The organism is Flavobacterium defluvii, from assembly GCF_900129555.1.
Classification (GTDB): domain Bacteria; phylum Bacteroidota; class Bacteroidia; order Flavobacteriales; family Flavobacteriaceae; genus Flavobacterium; species Flavobacterium defluvii.
The window spans coordinates 372,161-393,841 of the sequence record NZ_FQWC01000002.1; the positions used below are offsets into that span (position 1 = coordinate 372,161).

A 21,681-nucleotide genomic window follows, 5' to 3' on the forward strand; every position below is an offset into this window, starting at 1 on the left:
AAGTTAAATCTTTTGAGTTAAAAATGTATCTCAATAAGTCTTAACTTTAATGTTATCGAATATTTGAAAAAAAATCAATCAAAAAATATAAAGATATGAATATAAATAAATTTACTATTAAATCGCAGGAAGCCATTCAGTTGTCGCAGCAATTAGCACAGCGAAATGGCCAGCAGCAAATTGAAAATGAGCACATTTTCAAAGCTATTTTTGAAGTTGATGAGAACGTTGCACCTTTTATTTTGAAAAAATTAAATGTAAACGTTCCATTATTTCTTCAAATTCTGGATAGTACAATCCAGAGTTTTCCGAAAGTTTCGGGAGGTGATGTAATGCTTTCAAGAGACGCCAACAAAGCTCTAAACGAAGCAGAAATCATCGCACAAAAAATGAATGACGAATATGTTTCGATCGAACATTTAATTCTGGCAATTTTTGATTCAAAAAGTAAAGTTTCTCAAATCTTAAAAGATCAGGGCGTTACAGGAAAAGGTTTAAAAGCGGCAATCGAAGAACTTCGTAAGGGAGAAAGAGTAACATCTGCTTCGGCAGAAGAAACCTATAATTCGCTTAATAAATACGCTAAAAACTTAAACGAATTAGCAAGAACAGGAAAACTTGATCCAGTCATTGGGCGTGACGAAGAAATTCGCCGTGTATTGCAGATTTTGACCCGAAGAACTAAAAACAATCCAATGCTTATTGGTGAACCCGGGGTTGGTAAAACTGCTATTGCTGAAGGTTTAGCGCATAGAATTGTAGATGGAGACGTTCCTGAAAACTTAAAAGAAAAAATCGTTTTCTCATTAGATATGGGAGCATTGATTGCCGGAGCAAAATACAAAGGAGAATTTGAAGAACGTTTAAAATCAGTTGTAAAAGAAGTTACAGCTGCCGAAGGTGATATTGTTTTGTTTATCGATGAGATTCACACACTTGTAGGAGCGGGCGGAGGAGAAGGCGCAATGGATGCTGCTAATATCCTGAAACCAGCTTTAGCGCGTGGGGAGCTGAGAGCAATTGGTGCTACAACTTTAGATGAATATCAAAAATATTTCGAAAAAGATAAAGCGCTTGAAAGACGTTTCCAAAAAGTCTTAATCGATGAACCAGATACTGAAAGCGCGATTTCGATTTTACGTGGAATCAAAGAGAAATACGAAACGCACCATAAAGTTCAGATTAAAGACGAAGCGATTATTGCAGCGGTTGAGCTTTCACAGAGATATATTACGAATCGTTTCTTGCCAGATAAAGCGATTGACTTAATGGACGAAGCGGCTTCTAAATTGCGTATGGAAATCAATTCAAAACCAGAAGAATTAGATGTTTTGGATCGTAAAATCATGCAGTTAGAAATCGAGATCGAAGCTATTAAGCGTGAAAAAGAAGAAAGCAAACTGAAAATTTTAGGTATGGAATTGGCCAACCTGAAAGAAGAACGCAACGAAATCTATGCAAAATGGAAACAAGAAAAAGATATAGTTGACGGAATTCAGGCTGTAAAACACGAAATTGAAGACTTTAAATATGAAGCAGAACGTGCAGAACGTGATGGAGATTATGGTAAAGTAGCTGAAATTCGTTACGGAAAAATAAAAGAAGCGCAGGAACGCCAGGAAACTTTACAAAAACAATTATTGGAATTTCAATCTGGAAATTCTTTAATCAAGGAAGAAGTAACCAGAGAAGATATTGCAGAAGTTGTAGCAAAATGGACAGGTATTCCGGTAATGAAAATGCTTCAGACAGAAAGAGAAAAATTATTGCATCTCGAAGATGAATTGCATAAACGTGTAGTAGGACAGGAAGAAGCGATAGAAGCGGTAAGTGATGCAGTCCGCAGAAGCCGTGCCGGTTTGCAGGATATGAAAAAACCTATTGGATCTTTCTTATTTTTAGGGACAACGGGTGTTGGTAAAACAGAGCTGGCAAAAGCATTGGCCGAATATCTTTTTGATGATGAAAATGCGATGACTCGTATCGATATGAGTGAGTATCAGGAACGCCACAGTGTGAGCCGTTTAGTGGGTGCGCCTCCGGGATATGTAGGTTATGATGAAGGAGGTCAATTGACAGAAGCTGTTCGTAGAAAACCATATTCTGTAATTTTGTTAGACGAGATCGAAAAAGCACACCCGGACACTTTCAATATTTTATTGCAGGTTTTGGATGAAGGACGATTAACAGATAACAAAGGTCGTCTGGCAGATTTCAAAAATTCGATTATTATTATGACCTCAAATATGGGAAGTAATATTATTCAGGAAAAATTTGAAAATCTAAAAGGAAGCGTTGAAGCCGCTACAGAAGCTGCCAAAAACGAGGTACTTGGATTGTTGAAACAAACTGTTCGCCCGGAGTTTATAAACCGAATCGACGAAATCGTAATGTTTACGCCGCTTACAGTTGATAATATTTCTAAAATTGTAAGTCTGCAGCTAAAAAGCGTTACCAAAATGCTGGCTTTGCAAGGCATTACTATGGACGCAACTCCAGAAGCAATTGCTTACTTGTCAGACAAAGGATTTGATCCACATTTTGGGGCAAGACCTGTAAAACGTGTGGTTCAGAGAGAAGTTCTTAATCAGCTGTCAAAAGAAATTTTGGCAGAACACATAACAACAGACAGCATCATCTTACTAGATGCCTTCGATGGTAAATTGGTTTTTAGAAATCAAAACCAGGAAGTAAAATAAATTTCAGATTTTTTTAATGTTCTTAAAACGCCTGTAGAAAATGCAGGCGTTTTTTGTTTATATCCGTGAATAATGAAACTTTTTTTAAAATTCATATAAATTAAAAATTTGATTTAATTCTCAAATTTACAGTAATATAAAATCAAACTGTTATGAACAATATATTTAGAGGATTAATTGCCGGATATGGGGCAAAGAAATTAGGCGGAGGATGCTTTGGAACCATCTTGGTTTTTGTAATTATCTGGCTTTTACTGGGGCAGTGCAGCTAAAATTAAATCTAATTTTCGTTAAAGAGATTAAGCTAAAAAGTCTTAGATTCGCACAACTAAAAATTTAATAAGACAAAATATAATGGCATCAGGTTTTTTCGTACTATTAGACGATATCGCGGCAATTATGGACGACATTGCGGTAATGAGTAAAGTTGCAGCAAAAAAAACAGCGGGTATTCTTGGCGATGACTTAGCAGTCAATGCTGAGAAAGCTTCAGGATTTGCTTCATCCAGAGAACTTCCTGTTTTATGGGCAATAAGTAAAGGTTCACTTCTTAACAAAATCATTATTTTGCCAATTGCGTTTCTATTAAGTGCATTTTTTCCAATTGCTATTATTGTAATTTTGGTTCTTGGCGGACTTTTTCTTGCCTATGAAGGAGCCGAAAAAATTTACGAATTTATTTTCCCGCATTCACACGAAAAATCAGAAGGAATTACAGAAGAAGTACTTACCGAAGAACAGATTCTGGAAGCTGAAAAAGGTAAAATAAAATCAGCCATTGTAACCGATTTTATATTATCGGTAGAAATCGTAATTATTGCTCTGGGAACCGTTATTGGTAAACCTATCACACAGCAGATTATTGTAACCTCAATCATTGCTGTAGTTGCAACTATTGGTGTATACGGAATTGTAGCATTAATAGTAAGAATGGATGAGGCTGGTTATAAACTTATTAAAGTTAGTAAAAGAGAAAAAAGCATATCAAAATTCATCGGAAATATTTTAGTAAAAGCACTGCCGCTGGTTATCAAAAGTTTGACTGTAATAGGTACCATTGCTTTATTATTAGTTGCCGGAGGTATTTTCGTGCATTATATTCCGTATTTCCACCATTTGTCAGAAGAAATTAAAATACCTTCTATTATAAAAGAGTTTGTAATTGGACTTGCTTTAGGATTTGCGGTTTTATTGATTGTGAATTTTTTTAAAAAGATATTTGGAAAGAAAAATCATAGTTAGGCATACTTTTTTGGCATTTTTTTTGTTAAGATATTTATTTATAACTAATTAGTGTTTTTTGTAAAAAAAAAATAACAAATTTTAAAGCAACTATAATCATTTATTAGTATCTATGTATAAATAAGAACAAATCAATTATTCTATGAAAAAATTTAAATTACAATCAATTGCATTAATGTTATTATTCATTACAGCATTAACTTCTTGCAGTAATGATGATTCTCCAACTGAAGATGTTATTTATAAAAGTGCTTTCGCTACTGAAGTATCTGGACCATTAACTGGAAAAGTAGGTCAGGAGCTTAGTTATGCTATTACTTTTCCTGTAGAAAACGGATGTGGTGAATTTAATCAAATGACTGATGTAGAGTTTAACAAAGAGCTGGGATACCAAATAGAAGTAAAATATCCAAAAGCGACTTGTAATAGACCTGAACCAGAAAATAAAGTAACTATTTATAAAATTACGACATCAAAAGCAGGAACTTATTATTTAAGAATTGCTAAATCTGAGACTGAATTTATAGTAACAAAAGTAGTTATAACAGACTAATTTTTAATAGTGAGAATATCATAAACCGTTTTGCAATTGTAAAACGGTTTTTTGTTTTTATAATGAGTTAAAATTAAACTCGAAATTTTAGTTTGGAATAGCTCTTTTTACAACTGTTCAAAAAAACAGTATACTTTGCCATTCCTTTAAAAAGTATTATTTTTGCACTCTAAATTTTATGTCATGTCGAAAAGAAAATATAAAATATCGGTAATTCAGTTAAACCTGAATGATGTAGCCGAAAACAATCTAAAAAAATGTATCAGCTGGGTAAGAGATGCTGCAAGTCAGGGAGCTGAGGTTATCTTACTACCTGAATTATATAGCAGTCATTATTTCTGCCAAAGCGAAGACGTAGATAATTTTGCATTAGCAGAACCACTTTACAGTACTTCATTTGTTGCTTTCAGCGAGTTAGCAAAAGAACTTGGAGTTGTAATTATTGTTCCTTTCTTCGAAAAAAGAATGGCTGGAATCTATCACAATAGTGCTTACATTATTGATACAGATGGTACAGAAGCTGGATTATACCGTAAAATGCATATTCCTGACGATCCTCATTTTTATGAAAAATTCTATTTCACTCCGGGAGATTTAGGTTTTCAGGCAATCGAAACTAAAAAAGGAACTGTCGGAACTTTAATCTGCTGGGACCAATGGTATCCGGAAGCTGCACGAATTACAGCTTTAAAAGGTGCAGAAGTTTTATTTTACCCAACAGCAATTGGGTGGCATCCTAAAGAAAAAGAACAATACGGAGAAAACCAATACGGAGCCTGGATGAACGTAATGAAAGGACATGCTGTAGCAAATGGTGTTTTCGTAGCAGCAGCAAACCGTATCGGACTTGAAAAATATATTGAAGGAACAGAAGGAATCCAATTCTGGGGAGCATCATTTATTGCTGGACCACAAGGAGAGATTTTAGCACAAGCTTCTCATGATAAAGAAGAAATCTTAATTGCTGAAGTTGATTTAGATTTACAGGAAAACGTACGTCAAAACTGGCCATTTTTCAGAGACAGAAGAATTGATGCTTTTGGAGACATCACAAAAAGAGCAATCGATAAATAATTATTTATTTTTATATAAAACAAAAAGGCGGTTTCAATAATTTTGAAACCGCCTTTTTTAATGTATATATAATTTACTTTACCTGGAAAGTAACTCTTCTCACGATCTGACGTGCCTCTTTAGAATTTTTGTTTACCGAAGTATCTTCTCCGTTAGCAACAACATTAAGTCTTGAAGCGTCGATTCCTGCATTAACAGCAACTTTTTTCACCGCTTCAGCTCTTTTTCTTGATAATTCAGTATTATAACTTGTTTTTCCAATTTCATCTGCATAACCAATAATATCTGCAGATTTTCCTGGATTGTTTTTTAAATATTTCACTAAGAAATCAACACCAGATAAAGAAGCGTTTGTCGGTTTAGATGAATTAAAATCGAAATAAACATTTACATATCCACCGTTAATTAATTCTTCAACAGTATTATTTGTAGCTCCATTGCCTTTCTTTTCATAAGTTTTATCTAAATAACTTTCTAACTCATCCGGCACACCATTTTGATTGTTATCAATAGATTGTCCTTTTGTATTTACTGCAACTCCGGCAATTGTGTTTGGTTCTAAATCATACAAATCAGCAACACCATCTTTATCAGTATCGATAAGATTGGTTTCGATAGTAGTAACTCTGTCTTCTAATTTGTTTAATCTTTCATTTTCTTCAGAATACCAGTCAGCGTGTTTTTCGTTTTTACCCAAATAGAAAGTCAAACCTACAGATGCATTTAACAAAATTCCATCAAAAGAACCTGTTGTTGTATTGCCCATTCCGTCAAAATTCCAGTTTTGTCTTCCGTTGATAATTCCGGTAAGATCACCAGTCAATGCCACTCGGTTGCTCAACTTAATTTGCCCGGTTAAACCAGCAATTCCGTGTGCCATATAATCTTGTCCGCCAAAACCAGTTTCAGTACTAATTTGCGAAACTCCAAAACCTCCGTGTGCCAAAATACCAATTGTATTTGTCCAGCTTTCAAAATTTAAAGCACGTCCAACATTAATAACTCCTTGTAAACTTGCTCTAACATAACGACTTTCAAAATCAGGCGTATTCTTTTTTTCTTTAAACTGATCATATCCAACATCTAGCTTCAAACCAAATTTTGGATTAAACATATATCTTACACCTAAATCTCCGTGGAAAAAATTTAAAGATTCGGTTGCATAACCTGGAGTCATTGCTCGAGTTGGTTTATTTACACCGCCATTTAATTCAATGGACCATTTGTTATATTCAGGCTGATCGACAGCTGGTTTTGTAGACGTAGTAGTCATTTGTGCATTTGCTGCAAAGGCTAATAGTAAAAGGGATACAGATGCTAATTTCTTTTTCATAATAAAAATATTTAATTCGGCTTTTATTTAAACTCTTAGCAAAAGTAGGGCTCGCGTTTTGGGAATGTGTTCTATCTTGCCTTACATAATTCCCATTGTTTAGTTTATAAATCTGAAAATGTGTTAATTAAATTTTGATTTTTAAATAAAAAAAAGGGTAAAATCTAAATTTTACCCTTTTCAATTCTAAAAAATTCTGGTTATTTCAAGTCTGGCTGATATATTTTAATACTTCCGTCACCTTCACTGCTCACAACTAATAAACTTCTTTTAGTTGGACTTTTTGAAGCTGGAATGAAAAGAATTCCTTCTGGTGCATCGCCAGTTTTTACTGTTTGTAAATATTGAGGAGTATTAGGATTTGTAACATCATAAGTCATAAAAGCATCAGATCTTTCAAGACCAACAAATAAAATATTCTGAGTTCCCATTTTAGCTACAACAACAGCTTCTGGCTCAGAACCTTTGTCGTCGCTACGTTTATCATCATAAGTTCCTAGTTCGTTTGTTTTTTTGTCAACATCATTTTTGCTGTCGTAAACGATCTTTCCAGTATTTCCATTCCAAATAGAAAAAGAACGTGCACCAAAGCTTACCATTTCATCTAAATCTCCATCACCGTCAGTATCGCCCATATCCGCAACAAGATTTAGTCTTCCTAAATTAGTTTCTAATTTTAGAGTTGCAGCATCTGGAAAAATTGCTGCATCAAGTTTCATATCTTTCATACGTTTAATGTCTGAATAAGCTGCATATTCTCTCGCATCACCTTCATTTGCAGTAACAAAATATGAAACATTATTAGCAGAAAAATGACTAATTGCATCCGGCATATACAAACCTTTTACTTTCCAAGGATTAAAGGCTACTTTATCATCTTTGTCACTTACATCAATTGCGTTTTCAGCTGTATTATAGTCTTTCAAACCAAGCGGATAAATTGCTGTAATAGTTTTAGAAGTTAAATCAACTTTGGCAACGCCATTATTTTCCTGTAATGTTATCCATGCTGTTTTAGAATCATCAGAAATAGTGATGTATTCCGGTTCAATATCCTGAGCAAAACTTTTAGCAAATTTTGAAATTCTGAAGCCATCTTTTTTTAAAGTTTCAGCCTGACTTGCAAACGAACTGAAATCCAAAGTTGTAACAGTATAACCACTTGTTTCAATAATAGAAACAGTTCCGTTTGGATCTTGAGAATAATCTGTATTTGGTTCTCCTTCATTAGCAGTCATAATGTATTTCCCATCTGGAGAAAATGTAATCATATCAGGCAAAGCACCAACAATAACTTGTTTTATTAAGCTATAATCAGAAGTATTAAAAATAACAACTTTTCCGTTTCCTTGTTTGTTAACTGTAGATTCTAAAGCCACAGCCAGTTTTCCGTCAAAAACAGAAACACTATTTGATGCACCTTCATAAGCAGTTAAATCAATTTTACCAATTTTTACTGGTTTTGAAGGATCTGATAAATCGATAATGTCAATTTGATTTGTTCCGCTGTTGTTAACCGTAAAAAGTCTTTTTGTTTTTTCGCAGTAAGCAGAGATTTCGGCAGCTGCCTCTCCGCCAATAGTAATTGAACCAATTTCTTTGAAAGTGGCAGGGTTTTCATTTACAACAACTTCTTGTTCTTCGTTTTTTGAGTTTTCATCGTTATTACAGCTTGCCATTAAAAATAAAGCTGCTAATAATGAAAGGCTTACTTTTTTCATTTGTTAGTTTTTTAGTTTCGCCAAATGTAATTACCAAGCTTGGAGCGAATATTAAGCCTTTATTATTTAATCTTTAACTTAATTTTTGGAAGATATTCTTTGTGAAATTTAAGATGATTTTTGCTCAGGTGTTTTATAATCCTAACGAATGCTTATCTTTGTACACTTTCAAAATTAGAACCTATCTATGTCAACAAATAATAGAAGATTTCCAGCAGAATGGGAAAAACAACAAGGAATTGTATTATGTTTTCCGCATAATGGTAACGATTGGCCGGGAAAATACGAAGCTGTTCAATGGGCTTTTGTAGAATTTATCAAAAAAGTAGCTGCGTATGAAACTGTTTTTTTGGTCGTAGCCGATGAAAAACTTAAAGCAAAAGTTGCTGAAATGCTTGAAAGAGCCCGCGTAAATACTAAAAACGTTTCATATATAATTCATAAAACCAACAGAAGCTGGATGCGCGATTCCGGACCAATTATCGTTAAAAATGGTTCGAAAAGAGAGGCATTAAATTTTAATTTTAATGGCTGGGCAAAATATAAAAACTATCAGTTAGATAAATTTGTACCCGGAAAAGTAGCTGATTTCATTGATGTTCCGTTAACGCAGGTAATGTATAAAGGAAAACCGGTAATTGTTGAAGGCGGCGCAATTGATGTTAACGGAAAAGGAACTTTATTAACTTCTGAAGAATGTTTGATGCATCCAACCATTCAGGTGCGAAATCAAGGTTTTACAAAAGAAGATTACGAAGCCGTTTTTAAAGAATATCTTGGCGTTACAAACGTAATCTGGTTGGGTGACGGAATTGAAGGTGACGATACACATGGACACATCGATGATTTATGCCGATTCGTAAACGAAGATACAATCGTAACTATTGTTGAAACAGATAAAAACGATTCGAATTACAAACCATTGCAAGACAATTTAAAACGTTTACAAAACGCAAAATTAGAAAACGGAAAATCTCCGGTTATTGTAGCATTGCCAATGCCAAAGCGTGTAGATTTTGAAGATTTAAGGCTTCCTGCGAGTTATGCTAATTTCTTAATTCTGAATAATTGTGTTTTGGTACCAACATTCAATGACAGTAACGATCGTGTAGCTTTAAATATTTTGGCAGAATGTTTCCCAGACAGAGAAGTAATCGGAATAAGCTGTATTGATTTTATTTGGGGATTCGGGACATTACATTGTTTAAGCCAGCAGATTCCTGCTTAATTAAATTAGGTGCAAAGAAGCAGAAATGCAAAGGGGCAAAGTTTTTTACAGGTTTGTCAGGCTGAGCGAAGTCAAAGCTTCTCAATGTTTTTAGATCAATATAATTATACGCAACATTTGTCATTTCGACGTAAGGAGAAATCTTCACGAGAAACTCTACAAAGATTGGCTTGCTGTTGCGGATTTACTTGCGAAGATTTCTCCTTACGTCGAAATGACAAAAATGAGAATAATGATCCGACACTTTTGTAAATAATAAACATAAAAAAACCTTGGTGAAAGCCAAGGTTTTTTATTTTTATATTTTTTCAGAATCTTTATCTGCTCTTCATTGTCTAATGAAAGGGGGTAAAAGCTGACTTGAAACTTCTCCAAAACCAATTCTTACTTCTGCATTTTCACAGAACCCGCGAATAATTACCGTATCATTATCTTCAATAAATTTACGCTCGCTACCATCTTTTAATTTTAATGGATTTTTTCCTCCCCAAGTCAATTCCAACATAGAACCAAAACTGTCAGGAGTTGGCCCGGAAATAGTTCCGGAACCCATCATGTCGCCAGAGTTAATACGGCATCCGTTTGAAGTATGATGCGTTAACTGCTGAGCCATTGACCAGTATAGGTATTTAAAATTTGATCTCGAAATTACCGTTTCTTCAACAGCATCTTCAGGTTTTAATGAAACTTCTAAATGAATATCAAAAGCTTTTTTACCCTTTGTCTGTAAATAAGGAAGCGGTGACGGATCTTGTTTAGGCCCTTTTGTTCTAAAAGGCTCTAAAGCATCCATAGTAACAATCCATGGAGAAATTGACGATGCAAAGTTTTTAGCTAAGAAAGGTCCTAGCGGCACATATTCCCATTTCTGGATATCACGTGCGCTCCAGTCATTCAGTAAAACCATTCCGAAAATATAATCTTCTGCTTCGTAAGTCGAAATATTTTCGCCCATTACGTTTACATCAGTGGTAATAAAAGCAGTTTCTAATTCGAAATCTACTAAACGTGATGGCCCAAAAACAGGATAATCTCCTCCGGGAGGCAAAGTTTGTCCCATTGGTCTGTGAACCGGAATTCCAGACGGAACAATTGTAGAACTTCTTCCGTGGTATCCAACCGGAATATGCAGCCAGTTTGGAAGAAGGGCATTCTCCGGATCGCGGAACATTTTACCTACATTTGTAGCATGTTCGCGGCTTGAATAAAAATCGGTATAATCTCCAATTAAAACCGGAAGCTGCATCTCTACATCTTCAATATTAAAAATAACAATATCACGGTCTTTTGTTGAATCTCTAAGCTGTGGGTTGTTTTCGTCGAAAATATCAGCGATACGATTTCGCACCAAACGCCATGTTTTTTTTCCATCAGAAATAAAATCATTAAGCGTATCCTGCATAAACATATCATCGGTTAAATCTATTCCTTCAAAATAGTTTAATTGCTGTAAAGCCCCTAAATCTATGGCATAATCGCCAATTCGCGTTCCTACGGTAACGACATTTTCTTTGGTAAGAAATACACCGAAAGGGATATTTTGAATAGGGAAGTCGCTATTTTCTGGCACTTCTAACCATGATTTTCTTTTAGTATCGTTGGCGGTTATTGGCATGTTTAGATGTTAATTATTTGTTGAAAAATTACATGTCAAATATATCATAATCTAACAGTATCACAAACGTTTTTTTGTATTTTTGCAGGAAATTAACGAAAAACGAAAAAATGCAACGCGACGAACAAATTTTTGATCTTATACAAGAAGAAAAAGAAAGACAAATTCACGGATTAGAGCTTATTGCTTCTGAAAACTTTGTAAGTGATGAGGTAATGCAGGCTGCCGGCTCTGTATTGACTAATAAATATGCTGAGGGGTATCCTGGCAAAAGATATTACGGAGGCTGCGAAGTAGTTGACGTTATTGAGCAGATTGCAATTGACAGAGCAAAAGAATTATTTGGAGCTGAATACGCAAACGTACAGCCGCACTCAGGTTCTCAGGCAAATACAGCTGTTTATCATGCATGTTTAAATCCTGGAGATACTATTTTAGGTTTTGATTTATCACACGGAGGTCACTTAACTCATGGTTCTCCTGTAAACTTTTCAGGACGTTTATACCGTCCGGTTTTCTACGGTGTAGATGCTGAAACTGGTCGTTTAGATTATGATAAAATTCAGGAAATTGCCACTAAAGAACAGCCAAAATTAATCATCGCCGGAGCTTCTGCTTATTCTCGTGATATGGATTTTGCTCGTTTCAGACAAATTGCAGACAGCGTAGGAGCGATCTTATTTGCTGATATTTCGCACCCAGCTGGTCTTATTGCAAAAGGATTATTAAGCGATCCAATTCCACATTGCCACATTGTTTCTACAACAACACATAAAACATTAAGAGGACCACGTGGAGGTTTAATTTTAATGGGTAAAGATTTCCCAAATCCACAAGGATTAACAACTCCAAAAGGAGAAATCAGAATGATGTCTTCATTATTAGACTTAGCTGTTTTCCCTGGAAACCAAGGAGGACCTTTAATGCATATTATTGCTGCTAAAGCGGTTGCTTTTGGCGAAGCTCTTAAAGATGAGTTCTTTACTTACGCAATGCAATTACAAAAAAATGCAAAGGCAATGGCAGATGCTTTCGTAAAAAGAGGTTACAACATTATCTCTGGCGGAACAGACAACCACATGATGCTTATCGATTTAAGAAATAAAAATATTTCTGGAAAAGAAGCTGAAAACGCATTAGTAAAAGCTGAAATTACAGTAAACAAAAACATGGTTCCTTTTGACGATAAATCTCCATTTATCACTTCTGGAATTCGCGTAGGAACAGCTGCAATCACAACTCGTGGTTTAGTTGAAAAAGATATGGAAACTATCGTAGCTTTAATTGATAAAGTTCTTGCAGATCATACAAATGAAGATCTTATCGAAGAAGTTGCTGAAGAAGTAAACGAATTAATGAGCGAAAGACCGATTTTTGCATATTAAAAATTAGTCAAAAGCCATAAAGTCGAAGGTCGAAAGTCTAAATGGAATGTGAATTTCTATTTTAGTTTTTGATCTTCGATTTTTCTTTTAAAGTTTTCCAATGACTTTATGACTTTCGGCTTTCAAACTTTAAGACTTAAAAAAAATGGGCGTATTAAGATTACAATTGCCAACCGACCCAAGATGGGTAAATATTGTTGAGAAAAACATCGAAGAAATCTTAACAGATCATGCGTGGTGCGAACAAAAAGCAGCAACAAACGCGATTACGATTATTACAAACAATCCGGAGCATCAGGATTTGGTTAAAGATTTACTGGCTTTGGTAAAAGAAGAAGTAGATCATTTTGAACAAGTACATAATATCATCATCAAAAGAGGATTAAAATTAGGACGTGAACGTAAAGATGAATATGTAAACGAATTATACCAATACATGAAAAGAAGCGGAGACGGAAGCCGGGTTTCGGGTCTTGTAGAAAGATTATTGTTTTCTGCAATGATCGAGGCCAGAAGCTGCGAACGTTTTAAAGTACTTTCAGAAAATATTCAGGACGAAGAACTTGCCGTTTTTTACAGAGAATTAATGGAAAGCGAAGCAGGACATTACACTACATTCATTACTTACGCACGTAAGTACGGAGTAGGAATCGACGTTGAAAAACGCTGGAGAGAATGGTTAGCTTTTGAAGAATCAATTATTACCAATTACGGAAAAAACGAAACGATTCACGGGTAGTTTTCGTTGTTTCAAGTTTCAGGTTTCAGGTTTTGTCAGGCTGAGCAAAGTCGAAGCCCGCGCAAAGCATAGAAAAAATCCGCATCAAATCCGCGTTTTCACGAAGTGAATCCGTATCATCCGCGTGCCAAAATTAACACGCATTTTAAATCTAAAATCTACAATCTAAATTCTAAAATCATTACATTTGAAAGTAACCAAAATTTTCAATTATGAGAATAGAAATGGACCTAAAGCTAGGATTTAAAGATGTAATGTTCAGACCAAAAAGATCAACGCTCAAAAGCAGGTCGGAAGTTTCTTTAGAACGAAATTTCAAGTTTTTGCACAGTTCCGCAGATTGGACGGGAATTCCAATTATGGCTGCGAATATGGATACAGTAGGAACTTTTCAAATAGCACAGGTTTTAGCAAAAGAAAAACTTTTTACGGCAATTCATAAACATTATTCGCTTGAAGAATGGAATAATTTCCTAAAAAATGTCAGCCCGGATTTCTATAATTATATTGCGATAAGCACCGGAACAGGGCAGGAAGATTTTGAGAAAATAGGAAAAGTAATTACAGCAAATCCTTCATTGAAATTTATTTGCATTGACGTAGCAAACGGCTATTCAGAGCATTTTGTTGAATTTCTAAAGAAAACCCGAACACAATATCCGGATAAAATAATTATTGCCGGAAATGTAGTTACAGGCGAAATGACCGAAGAATTACTTTTGGCTGGAGCCGATATTGTAAAAGTCGGAATTGGACCCGGATCTGTCTGTACAACTCGTGTAAAAACAGGTGTTGGTTATCCGCAGCTTTCTGCAATTATTGAATGTGCTGATGCCGCGCACGGCTTAGGCGGACATATCATTAGTGATGGCGGCTGCACAACTCCGGGTGATGTTGCAAAAGCTTTTGGCGCGGGATCTGATTTTGTAATGTTAGGTGGAATGTTAGCCGGACACACCGAAAGTGGAGGCGAGCTTATCGAAATAAACGGTGAAAAATTCAAACAATTCTACGGAATGAGTTCAGCTACGGCGATGGAAAAATATGCCGGAGGAGTTGCAGAATATAGAGCAAGTGAAGGAAAAACTGTAAAAGTTCCGTTTAGGGGAAATGTAATTCACACCGTTTTAGATATTTTGGGCGGTTTGAGAAGTACTTGTACTTATGTTGGCGCTCCAAGATTAAAAGAACTTTCAAAACGAACAACTTTCATCCGCGTAAGCGAGCAGGAAAATCAGGTTTATACAAATTAAAATATTTCAGAATTCAATATGATTACTATTTCAGACGCAGGTTTAAGCGATATAAAAACAATTCAAAAAATCACAAATATAACCTGGCCAATTACTTACGGGGAAATTTTGACAAAAGAACAATTAGATTACATGTTAGCTTTATTTTATTCTGATGAAGCTCTAACGAAGCAAATCGAGAATAAAGAACAATTGTTTTATCTAATTTCTGATTCAGAATCTACAATTGGTTTTATCGGAATTGAGCATAATTATAATAATGAAGCTGTAACTAAAATCCATAAAATTTATCTTCTGCCGGAAACACAGGGAAAAGGTTACGGAAAAACAGTTTTTGAATCCATTGAAAAAATGGCTTTAGAAAACAATTCAAAAAACCTTTTATTAAATGTAAACCGTTTTAATACGGCTTTAAATTTCTATAAAAAACTAGGTTTTGAAATTAAAGAAACCGTTGACATTGAAATTGGAAATGGTTATTTGATGGAAGATTATGTAATGGGGAAAAAGCTCTAATTTAACCAAGGGTATTTACTCGGAAATCAAAAAAAGTTTTATTGATTAAATTGTATTTTATATTCCAATAATAACTTCCGCCATCTGAAATATCCTGCCATTCAGTTTTCCATTTTTCTTTTTTGTTTCTGTTAAAAGGATGGTCTGTATTTTCTCTCCAGAGAAAATTGACATAAATAATCTTTTGGCCTTTCTCGTTAAAAATGCCAAAATATTGTCTGTTGTAGTTATTTAAATTTTTATGTATTAATGGATTGAATTTATTAGTATTGATAATTTCTATATTCTTGCCTAATAAAATTTCTAATTCATTAATTTCATTTGAAGTTGGGGTAAAACGTTTCAAATTTTCAAAAAGATAACAATTATAATTTTCGGAAAATATTACTCCAATATCTCTAAATTTAGTTGTTTTTTGCGCGTATGTTAGATGAAAGATTAAAAAAAGAAGAATAGCTAGTTTTTTCATTTATCTTATTTTGTTAAAATTGAAATTAAATATTATTCAACTCACAATAACATCATGCTTAAATAATAACCCTTTTACTTCTTTCAAAGAAAAAACAGCTTTTTTAAGTTTCGTTTTAGACGGATCAATAGTATAATTATAACTCGTTTTAAAATCTGCTTTGTTGGCGATGGCCTTGTTGAATTCTGAACGGTACAAATCGCAATTATCAAAAATAGCACTTGTGAGATCAGCCGCCATAAAATCAACGGCAATCAAACTGCAATTGGTAAAGGGAGTTCCTTTTAATTTTAAAGTATAAAATTTCGAAAAGTCCAGAGTACAATCATTAAAATGAACTTCAAAAATGAGTTTGTCGCACATTGCAAAATTTACTTCTTTAATTTCGCATCGGTTAAAAGTAACTGTTCTCAACGCGACATAATTAATCTTTGCTTCGCTGAAAATACAGTCATTAAAAACACAGTCGATAAAAGTAACTGCTAAAAAAGTACAGGCAGAAAAATTACAATTATTAAAAATGCAGCCTTCAAAGTCTTTAAAGTTAAGATCATCTTTGGCGTAAATAATTGTATTATATTCTTTATCCAGAAAATATTCGCTTTCTTTTTTCAACTCTTTTAATAATTATTTGGGACTGAAAAGATACTACTTTAAGCGAAAATATCGTGGAAAATTTGTAAACAAAAATTTAGAATTGAATGACAGGAAAAATGAGATGAAAACTATTTCAAAAAAATAATTAATTTAAAATTTATCACAAAGTCAGCTTGTTATAAAAAATACAATAACAAAGCCATCATTTCTGCCGGCTTTGTTATTGCTTCTATATTCTTAATTTAATCAATTATTGAGCTAATTTGTATAAAAAACCGGCTGCAATTAAATAAATTATTGCGCATAAAATATTTACACCGATTACCTTGAAATATTTGTTTTTTTGCGATTCTCTAAAAAAAGTATAATTAATTACGGTTGCAGCACCACCTATCATACCGCCAATCGCACCACCTCCTAATACAATTAATAAAGGCATTCCGCCAACTATATATTCATACCATTTTAATTTATCTGCCATACGATATTTTTTTCCATCTATGTTTAAAATTTGTGCTGAAATATCCGGGATGTTCATTTTAGGAAAAGCTTTAACTATTTCCTGATTTGCTCTTTTAATTAAAAAAGGTTTTCCTTTTTCTTTACTCTGTTCAACAAAAATTCCATTTTGTTTTAATGTCGATTTGCCAGAAAAGATATTATTTTCAAATTCAAATTCATCATTTGGAAAATCTGGTAGTGTAAATTTAAAAGTGTTTTTCATCGCTAATGTTTTATTGCTGTAAGCCCTTTAAAAATGGACATTACGTTGTTTTACAAAATTTTGTAAAAATAGTTTGAACAGTAAATTAGATTTAGGTACTAAAAGTCAAAAAAATTGTAAAATAAGACTTTTTAAAACTAATGAAGTAATGTTTTTGTTTGTGTAAAGTATTGAAAATGAATTATATTTACAGAAAGTTTGATCTTTCAAATTGAAATTTAAAATTTTTGCCGAATGAAATTATTAAAAAAAATAAGTTTTCAGCATAAAATTAAAATCGCAGTCCTGCTTTTTCTATTTCCATTGTTTTTAGAAGCTCAAACCGAAATAAATTCTCAGAATAAAGCAATATGTCCCCCAAAAACTATTTTAGAAATCTTTAAAAAAAGGGATTCGGCTTTAGTAGTTAAACCTGCCAAAAACAATTTTTTTCTTGTAATTCCCGCAATTGGTTCACAGCCGGCAACGGGATTTTTTTTTGGTGCCGTTGCACAATATACTTTCAAAGGAAAACAAGAATCAGATAAATATTCGGTAGCTAATTTGGGAATAACATATACAGTGAAAAAACAATGGCTGATTAATGTCAAAAACAATATTCTACTCAAAAATAACCGAATCTTTCTCAGCGGAGATTATCGGTTCTATATATTTTCACAGCCAAACTACGGACTCGGTACTGATATAATTCCGCCCAAACGCGATCAGGATTCTAATTTCAGCATTGATTCTTTGGCACAGGCGATGGATTATAATTATTTTAAATTTCATCAAACCGCTTCTTTTGAAATAAGAAAGAATTTTTACTTTGGAGGAGGAATAAATATTGACTGGTATACGAATATTAAAGACAAAGAACTAGACATTGAAAACGGGAATTTTACCTATCACTACAATTACAGTCAGGAACATGGTTTTGATGATTTAGAATATTTTCTAACAGGAGTAAGTTTAAATCTTGTTTACGATTCCCGCGACAATCAGGTAAATTCTTCTCATGGCTGGTTTGCCAATATTAATTACCGATTCAATCCTGTTTTATTTCACAATCAAAAATACAGTAATGTTTTGTACGCAGAATATCGAAATTTTATTCCGCTTTCGCAGAAAAACGATCGCTACATTCTCGGCATTTGGGCTTATGGCCAATTTATAACCAGAGGCGAAGTGCCATATTTAAATCTTCCGGCGATTGGCTGGGATCAGCGCAGCAGGAGTGGAGAAGGTTATACGCAGGGATTATTTAGAGGAAATGGTTTGGTTTATCTTTCAACAGAATTTCGATTTCCCATAACCTGTAATCAAATCTTTAGTGGAGTAGTTTTTACAAATTTCGTTACTGCCAGCAACAAGGACAATGATCTGGCACTTTTTCATTCTATTCAGCCTGCAGCCGGACTTGGTCTTCGAATATTGATTGACAAAAAAACGCGTACGAATTTAGTTGTTGATAATGCTTGGGGAAACAATTCGAAAGGATTTTATCTGAATGCCGGGGAAACTTTCTAAAAAAACTATTTTGTAAAATATGTAAGTGTTTGATTTGTTGAATTTTAAATATAAAATTGTAAGAATTTACAATAAAAAATATTAAATTTGGCTAACCATTTAACTTTCAAACACATAATTTATGAAACAGTACAGTTTATTATTAGCTGTGTTTCTGTCGGTGATAGGAATGCAGGCTCAGGATGCAAGGTCTTTTTCGCTTAATTTGTATGGTGGTTATAACTTTTCGGATAAGCTTGATTACGACAATTATTCTGCTACTATTGAAGATGGTTTTCAATACGGAGCAGGATTTGAGTATTTCTTTTCAACAAACAATTCAGTTGAGGTAAAGTATTTAAGAACAGATGTTAAAATACCAGTGTACGGTCCATTAGGCACTCAATTAAATTCAAGTGATGATAAAGGAGCATTTAACTTCATTCTTGCAGATTTTACACATTATTTTGATACCGGTACAAATCTTCTGCCTTATTTAGGTGCGGGTGCGGGTGTTGGTATTGTTGAAACGCCTCAAAGCGGCAGTGGAACTTACTTTGCCTGGGATATTAAAGGAGGCGTAAAAATTAAAACAGCATCAATAGTTTCTGTAAATATTAATGCTTACTTACAATCTATGTCAGCTGCAGTTGGAGACAGTTATTATTGGACATATTATTATGGGCCGGTTGCGGTTCAAGATTATGTTTCTACTTTTCAGTTTGGACTGGGAGCCGTTTTGAGCTTTAACTTTAAGAAGTGATAAAATTTTGAGTTAAACGAAAATATTTAAGAAAAAGCAGCTAAATCAGGCTGCTTTTTTTTTTGTATCTCAATCGTGATTGTTCATAATTAAATCATAATTTCTATCCGTTATGAGTACTATTTTTGAAGTCAATCCTTATTTTTGTTGTATATACAAATTATATGAGGTTACTAATAGTCGAAGACGAACCAAATCTTTTATCGATTTTAAGAAAAGGATTTGCCGAAAATAACAACGAAGTAAGTGTGGCTCTTGACGGCAAAACTGCCCTTGAGATGATTCACAATTATAACTTCGATGTTGTTGTTTTAGATGTTATGCTGCCGGATATAAACGGAATAGAGATTTGCAGAAGACTTCGTGCCAGCAAAAACTTTGTTCCAATTTTGCTTTTGACCGCTCTGGGAACTTCAGAAAATATAGTAACCGGACTTAATTCCGGTGCCGATGATTATTTGGTAAAGCCTTTTAAATTTGGCGAACTCGACGCAAGAGTAAACGCTCTGCATAGAAGAGCGCATCAGGAAACTGATAAAATCGATGTTATTACCATTGGTGATTTAGAAATAAACGGTCGTGCTAAAACGGTAAAAAGAGATGGCGAACCGATAATTTTAACGGCAAAAGAATTTAAATTGCTGTATTATCTGGGAAAAAATGCCGGAAGAATCGTTTCCCGTGATCAAATTCTCGATAATGTTTGGGATATCAATTTCGACATGAATACCAATGTTGTAGACGTTTATATTACATATTTAAGAAAAAAAATAGACAAACCTTTTAAAACCAAACTTATTCATACTATGAAAGGTTTAGGTTATGTTATAAAGCCATAAAATGGATATTAGAAAAAAAATTACGTTTACTTATGTAGCACTTTCTACCTTTAGTACATTGCTATTGAGTATTATAGTATTCGTTTTATTTAGAGAAAATAACCGTTATCATTTTTTGAAAAGGCTGGAAGACCGTGCCAAAATTGTAGCATCAATTCATTTTCAGCACGATCCCGAAAAAAGCAAATACTATAGTAATTTAAAGAAAAACGGACTGGAAGAACTTATTGAAGAAGAAGAATATGTTCTTAAAATAAACAGTGCCAATAGTTTTGATTACAACACAAAACTAAATCTTCCAAATGCATTCTATTCTAATATTCTGCAAACGGGAAAAGATTATTTTGAAGTAAACAGTAAATATTATCTCGGGCAGGTTTTTACAGAAAGAGATCAAAAATATATTGTAATTGTTGGCGCGCGTGACCGAAGAGGAAAAACGACAACTATTTATATTATAAAAATATTAGTTTTTGGCGGAATCGGATTTATTCTGCTTGCTTTCTTTTTAGGTCGTTTTCTGGCAAAAAGAGTTATAAATCCCGTGGCAAGAATTACCAAAGAAGTAAACAGAATTAGTGCTTCAAATCTTCATAATCGATTGCCGGCAATTAAAAATTCAGATGAAATTTCAGATCTCACAGAAACGTTCAACGATATGCTCGACCGACTCGAAACTTCATTTGAAATTCAGGCCAATTTTATTAATAATGCTTCACATGAGTTAAAAACGCCAATTACAACCATTATTGCCGAAGCTGAAATTATGCTCCTAAAAGAACGTGAAGTGGCTGAGTATGTAGAATCTCTCCAAAATATTTACAGTCAGGCATCAAGATTAGGAAATCTTACCGAAAGTTTATTAAAGCTTACGCAAACGGGGTACGATGGGAATAAACAGGTTTTGGACATTGCCAGAATCGACGAATTATTACTGGACGTAAAATCAGATTTAGATAAGATTTATCCGGAAAACCGTGTGAGTGTTAAAATGAATTTTGCACCAAAAGATTCCAATCTGCTTTTAATTCCTTGTAATAAACCCCTTTTAGAATTAGCGATTAACAACATTATTACAAATGGTGTAAAATATTCCGATAATAATGAAGTATTTGTAACACTTTCGGCAAATCAGGAAGCTATTAAAATTTCTATAAATGATATCGGAATCGGAATTCCGCCCGAAGATATTCCGCATTTGTATGAACCTTTCTTTAGAGGAAAAATTGCCGCCAAATATATTGGTTATGGTTTAGGACTTCCGCTGGCTTCAAAAATCATTCGTATGCACGATGGTGAAATACAAGTTCAGTCGGAACAAAATAAAGGCACAATTGTAACCATTATTTTTAAGAAAGCAAAAACGAAAAAGAACAACATTAAAAATTCTAATGTTGAATCTTAGAAAAATCTAATTTAAGATTAATACCTTTCTAATATTCA

Annotated in this window: 19 protein-coding genes; 13 read left to right on the forward strand and 6 right to left on the reverse strand. The window is 33.8% G+C overall.

The genetic code is table 11. The features are described 5' to 3' along the window. Positions 1 to 95: 95 nt before the first annotated feature. From clpB to BUC29_RS05815, 4 genes are all read left to right on the forward strand, one after another. Positions 96 to 2,699: an ATP-dependent chaperone ClpB gene (gene clpB, locus BUC29_RS05800; RefSeq protein ID WP_073414260.1), complete on the forward strand. Its 2,604-nt coding sequence runs from the start codon at positions 96 to 98 to the stop codon at positions 2,697 to 2,699. A 354-nt stretch (positions 2,700 to 3,053) separates the two neighbouring features. After that, complete coding sequence (locus tag BUC29_RS05805; protein ID WP_073414262.1) at positions 3,054 to 3,941, forward strand: DUF808 domain-containing protein; 888 nt, start codon at positions 3,054 to 3,056, stop codon at positions 3,939 to 3,941. Between the two features lie 142 nt (positions 3,942 to 4,083). Next, positions 4,084 to 4,494, forward strand: coding sequence for a hypothetical protein (locus BUC29_RS05810; protein ID WP_073414264.1), 411 nt, complete (start codon positions 4,084 to 4,086; stop codon positions 4,492 to 4,494). Positions 4,495 to 4,677: 183 nt separating this feature from the next. Beyond that, complete coding sequence (locus tag BUC29_RS05815; RefSeq protein WP_073414266.1) at positions 4,678 to 5,568, forward strand: carbon-nitrogen hydrolase; 891 nt, start codon at positions 4,678 to 4,680, stop codon at positions 5,566 to 5,568. Positions 5,569 to 5,641: 73 nt separating this feature from the next. On the opposite strand, the gene BUC29_RS05820 is transcribed toward BUC29_RS05815, so the two are convergent. Next, entirely contained in the window at positions 5,642 to 6,901 is a 1,260-nt protein-coding gene (locus tag BUC29_RS05820) for an OmpA family protein (RefSeq protein WP_073414268.1), read from the reverse strand. A gap of 200 nt (positions 6,902 to 7,101) precedes the next feature. Then, entirely contained in the window at positions 7,102 to 8,622 is a 1,521-nt protein-coding gene (locus BUC29_RS05825) for a choice-of-anchor I family protein (RefSeq protein ID WP_073414270.1), read from the reverse strand. 187 nt (positions 8,623 to 8,809) lie between these two features. Between BUC29_RS05825 and BUC29_RS05830 the strand changes: the two genes are divergently transcribed. Then, positions 8,810 to 9,850, forward strand: coding sequence for an agmatine deiminase family protein (locus tag BUC29_RS05830; protein ID WP_073414272.1), 1,041 nt, complete (start codon positions 8,810 to 8,812; stop codon positions 9,848 to 9,850). Between the two features lie 328 nt (positions 9,851 to 10,178). Here BUC29_RS05830 and fahA read toward each other — a convergent pair whose 3' ends face one another. After that, on the reverse strand, positions 10,179 to 11,465 hold the full coding sequence (fahA, locus tag BUC29_RS05835; RefSeq protein ID WP_073414274.1) for a fumarylacetoacetase: 1,287 nt from the start codon (positions 11,463 to 11,465) through the stop codon (positions 10,179 to 10,181). Positions 11,466 to 11,575: 110 nt separating this feature from the next. Here fahA and glyA point away from each other — a divergent pair, with 110 nt between their 5' ends. The 4 genes from glyA to BUC29_RS05855 all read left to right on the forward strand — a co-directional run bounded on the left by glyA (position 11,576) and on the right by BUC29_RS05855 (position 15,358). Continuing rightward, positions 11,576 to 12,850, forward strand: a complete 1,275-nt coding sequence (gene glyA, locus BUC29_RS05840; RefSeq protein ID WP_073414276.1) for a serine hydroxymethyltransferase — start codon at positions 11,576 to 11,578, stop codon at positions 12,848 to 12,850. A gap of 145 nt (positions 12,851 to 12,995) precedes the next feature. Next, on the forward strand, positions 12,996 to 13,589 hold the full coding sequence (miaE, locus tag BUC29_RS05845) for a MiaE family protein (protein ID WP_073414278.1): 594 nt from the start codon (positions 12,996 to 12,998) through the stop codon (positions 13,587 to 13,589). A 212-nt stretch (positions 13,590 to 13,801) separates the two neighbouring features. Continuing rightward, positions 13,802 to 14,842, forward strand: coding sequence for a GMP reductase (locus BUC29_RS05850; protein ID WP_073414280.1), 1,041 nt, complete (start codon positions 13,802 to 13,804; stop codon positions 14,840 to 14,842). Positions 14,843 to 14,860: 18 nt separating this feature from the next. Further along, a complete protein-coding gene (locus BUC29_RS05855) occupies positions 14,861 to 15,358 on the forward strand; it encodes a GNAT family N-acetyltransferase (protein WP_073414282.1) in 498 nt (165 codons plus the stop codon). A 1-nt stretch (position 15,359) separates the two neighbouring features. Here the strand turns inward: BUC29_RS05855 and BUC29_RS05860 are convergent, their stop codons facing one another. The 3 genes from BUC29_RS05860 to BUC29_RS05870 all read right to left on the reverse strand — a co-directional run bounded on the left by BUC29_RS05860 (position 15,360) and on the right by BUC29_RS05870 (position 17,148). Then, positions 15,360 to 15,704: a hypothetical protein gene (locus tag BUC29_RS05860; protein WP_139260413.1), complete on the reverse strand. Its 345-nt coding sequence runs from the start codon at positions 15,702 to 15,704 to the stop codon at positions 15,360 to 15,362. A gap of 159 nt (positions 15,705 to 15,863) precedes the next feature. Beyond that, on the reverse strand, positions 15,864 to 16,442 hold the full coding sequence (locus BUC29_RS05865; RefSeq protein ID WP_073414286.1) for a pentapeptide repeat-containing protein: 579 nt from the start codon (positions 16,440 to 16,442) through the stop codon (positions 15,864 to 15,866). Positions 16,443 to 16,674: 232 nt separating this feature from the next. After that, on the reverse strand, positions 16,675 to 17,148 hold the full coding sequence (locus tag BUC29_RS05870) for a hypothetical protein (RefSeq protein ID WP_073414288.1): 474 nt from the start codon (positions 17,146 to 17,148) through the stop codon (positions 16,675 to 16,677). 234 nt (positions 17,149 to 17,382) lie between these two features. On the opposite strand from BUC29_RS05870, the gene BUC29_RS05875 reads away from it, so the two are divergent. The 4 genes from BUC29_RS05875 (at position 17,383) to BUC29_RS05890 (ending at position 21,643) form a co-directional block, all read left to right on the forward strand. Next, positions 17,383 to 18,657, forward strand: coding sequence for a BamA/TamA family outer membrane protein (locus tag BUC29_RS05875; protein WP_073414290.1), 1,275 nt, complete (start codon positions 17,383 to 17,385; stop codon positions 18,655 to 18,657). 121 nt (positions 18,658 to 18,778) lie between these two features. Then, positions 18,779 to 19,399 (forward strand): porin family protein, encoded by a 621-nt coding sequence (locus BUC29_RS05880; RefSeq protein ID WP_073414292.1) that lies wholly within the window; start codon positions 18,779 to 18,781, stop codon positions 19,397 to 19,399. Positions 19,400 to 19,563: 164 nt separating this feature from the next. After that, on the forward strand, positions 19,564 to 20,238 hold the full coding sequence (locus BUC29_RS05885; protein ID WP_073414294.1) for a response regulator transcription factor: 675 nt from the start codon (positions 19,564 to 19,566) through the stop codon (positions 20,236 to 20,238). A 1-nt stretch (position 20,239) separates the two neighbouring features. Then, the gene (locus BUC29_RS05890) at positions 20,240 to 21,643 is read left to right on the forward strand and encodes a sensor histidine kinase (protein ID WP_073414296.1); all 1,404 of its coding nucleotides are present in this window, start codon (positions 20,240 to 20,242) and stop codon (positions 21,641 to 21,643) included. Positions 21,644 to 21,681: the final 38 nt, after the last annotated feature.

Bases quoted from the DNA above. Each gene is read 5' to 3' on its own strand.
- clpB (WP_073414260.1), top strand. From the start codon at position 96: ATGAATATAAATAAATTTACTATTAAATCGCAGGAAGCCATTCAGTTG.
- BUC29_RS05805 (WP_073414262.1), top strand. From the start codon at position 3,054: ATGGCATCAGGTTTTTTCGTACTATTAGACGATATCGCGGCAATTATG.
- BUC29_RS05810 (WP_073414264.1), top strand. From the start codon at position 4,084: ATGAAAAAATTTAAATTACAATCAATTGCATTAATGTTATTATTCATT.
- BUC29_RS05815 (WP_073414266.1), top strand. From the start codon at position 4,678: ATGTCGAAAAGAAAATATAAAATATCGGTAATTCAGTTAAACCTGAAT.
- BUC29_RS05820 (WP_073414268.1), bottom strand. From the start codon at position 6,901: ATGAAAAAGAAATTAGCATCTGTATCCCTTTTACTATTAGCCTTTGCA.
- BUC29_RS05825 (WP_073414270.1), bottom strand. From the start codon at position 8,622: ATGAAAAAAGTAAGCCTTTCATTATTAGCAGCTTTATTTTTAATGGCA.
- BUC29_RS05830 (WP_073414272.1), top strand. From the start codon at position 8,810: ATGTCAACAAATAATAGAAGATTTCCAGCAGAATGGGAAAAACAACAA.
- fahA (WP_073414274.1), bottom strand. From the start codon at position 11,465: ATGCCAATAACCGCCAACGATACTAAAAGAAAATCATGGTTAGAAGTG.
- glyA (WP_073414276.1), top strand. From the start codon at position 11,576: ATGCAACGCGACGAACAAATTTTTGATCTTATACAAGAAGAAAAAGAA.
- miaE (WP_073414278.1), top strand. From the start codon at position 12,996: ATGGGCGTATTAAGATTACAATTGCCAACCGACCCAAGATGGGTAAAT.
- BUC29_RS05850 (WP_073414280.1), top strand. From the start codon at position 13,802: ATGAGAATAGAAATGGACCTAAAGCTAGGATTTAAAGATGTAATGTTC.
- BUC29_RS05855 (WP_073414282.1), top strand. From the start codon at position 14,861: ATGATTACTATTTCAGACGCAGGTTTAAGCGATATAAAAACAATTCAA.
- BUC29_RS05870 (WP_073414288.1), bottom strand. From the start codon at position 17,148: ATGAAAAACACTTTTAAATTTACACTACCAGATTTTCCAAATGATGAA.
- BUC29_RS05875 (WP_073414290.1), top strand. From the start codon at position 17,383: ATGAAATTATTAAAAAAAATAAGTTTTCAGCATAAAATTAAAATCGCA.
- BUC29_RS05880 (WP_073414292.1), top strand. From the start codon at position 18,779: ATGAAACAGTACAGTTTATTATTAGCTGTGTTTCTGTCGGTGATAGGA.
- BUC29_RS05885 (WP_073414294.1), top strand. From the start codon at position 19,564: ATGAGGTTACTAATAGTCGAAGACGAACCAAATCTTTTATCGATTTTA.
- BUC29_RS05890 (WP_073414296.1), top strand. From the start codon at position 20,240: ATGGATATTAGAAAAAAAATTACGTTTACTTATGTAGCACTTTCTACC.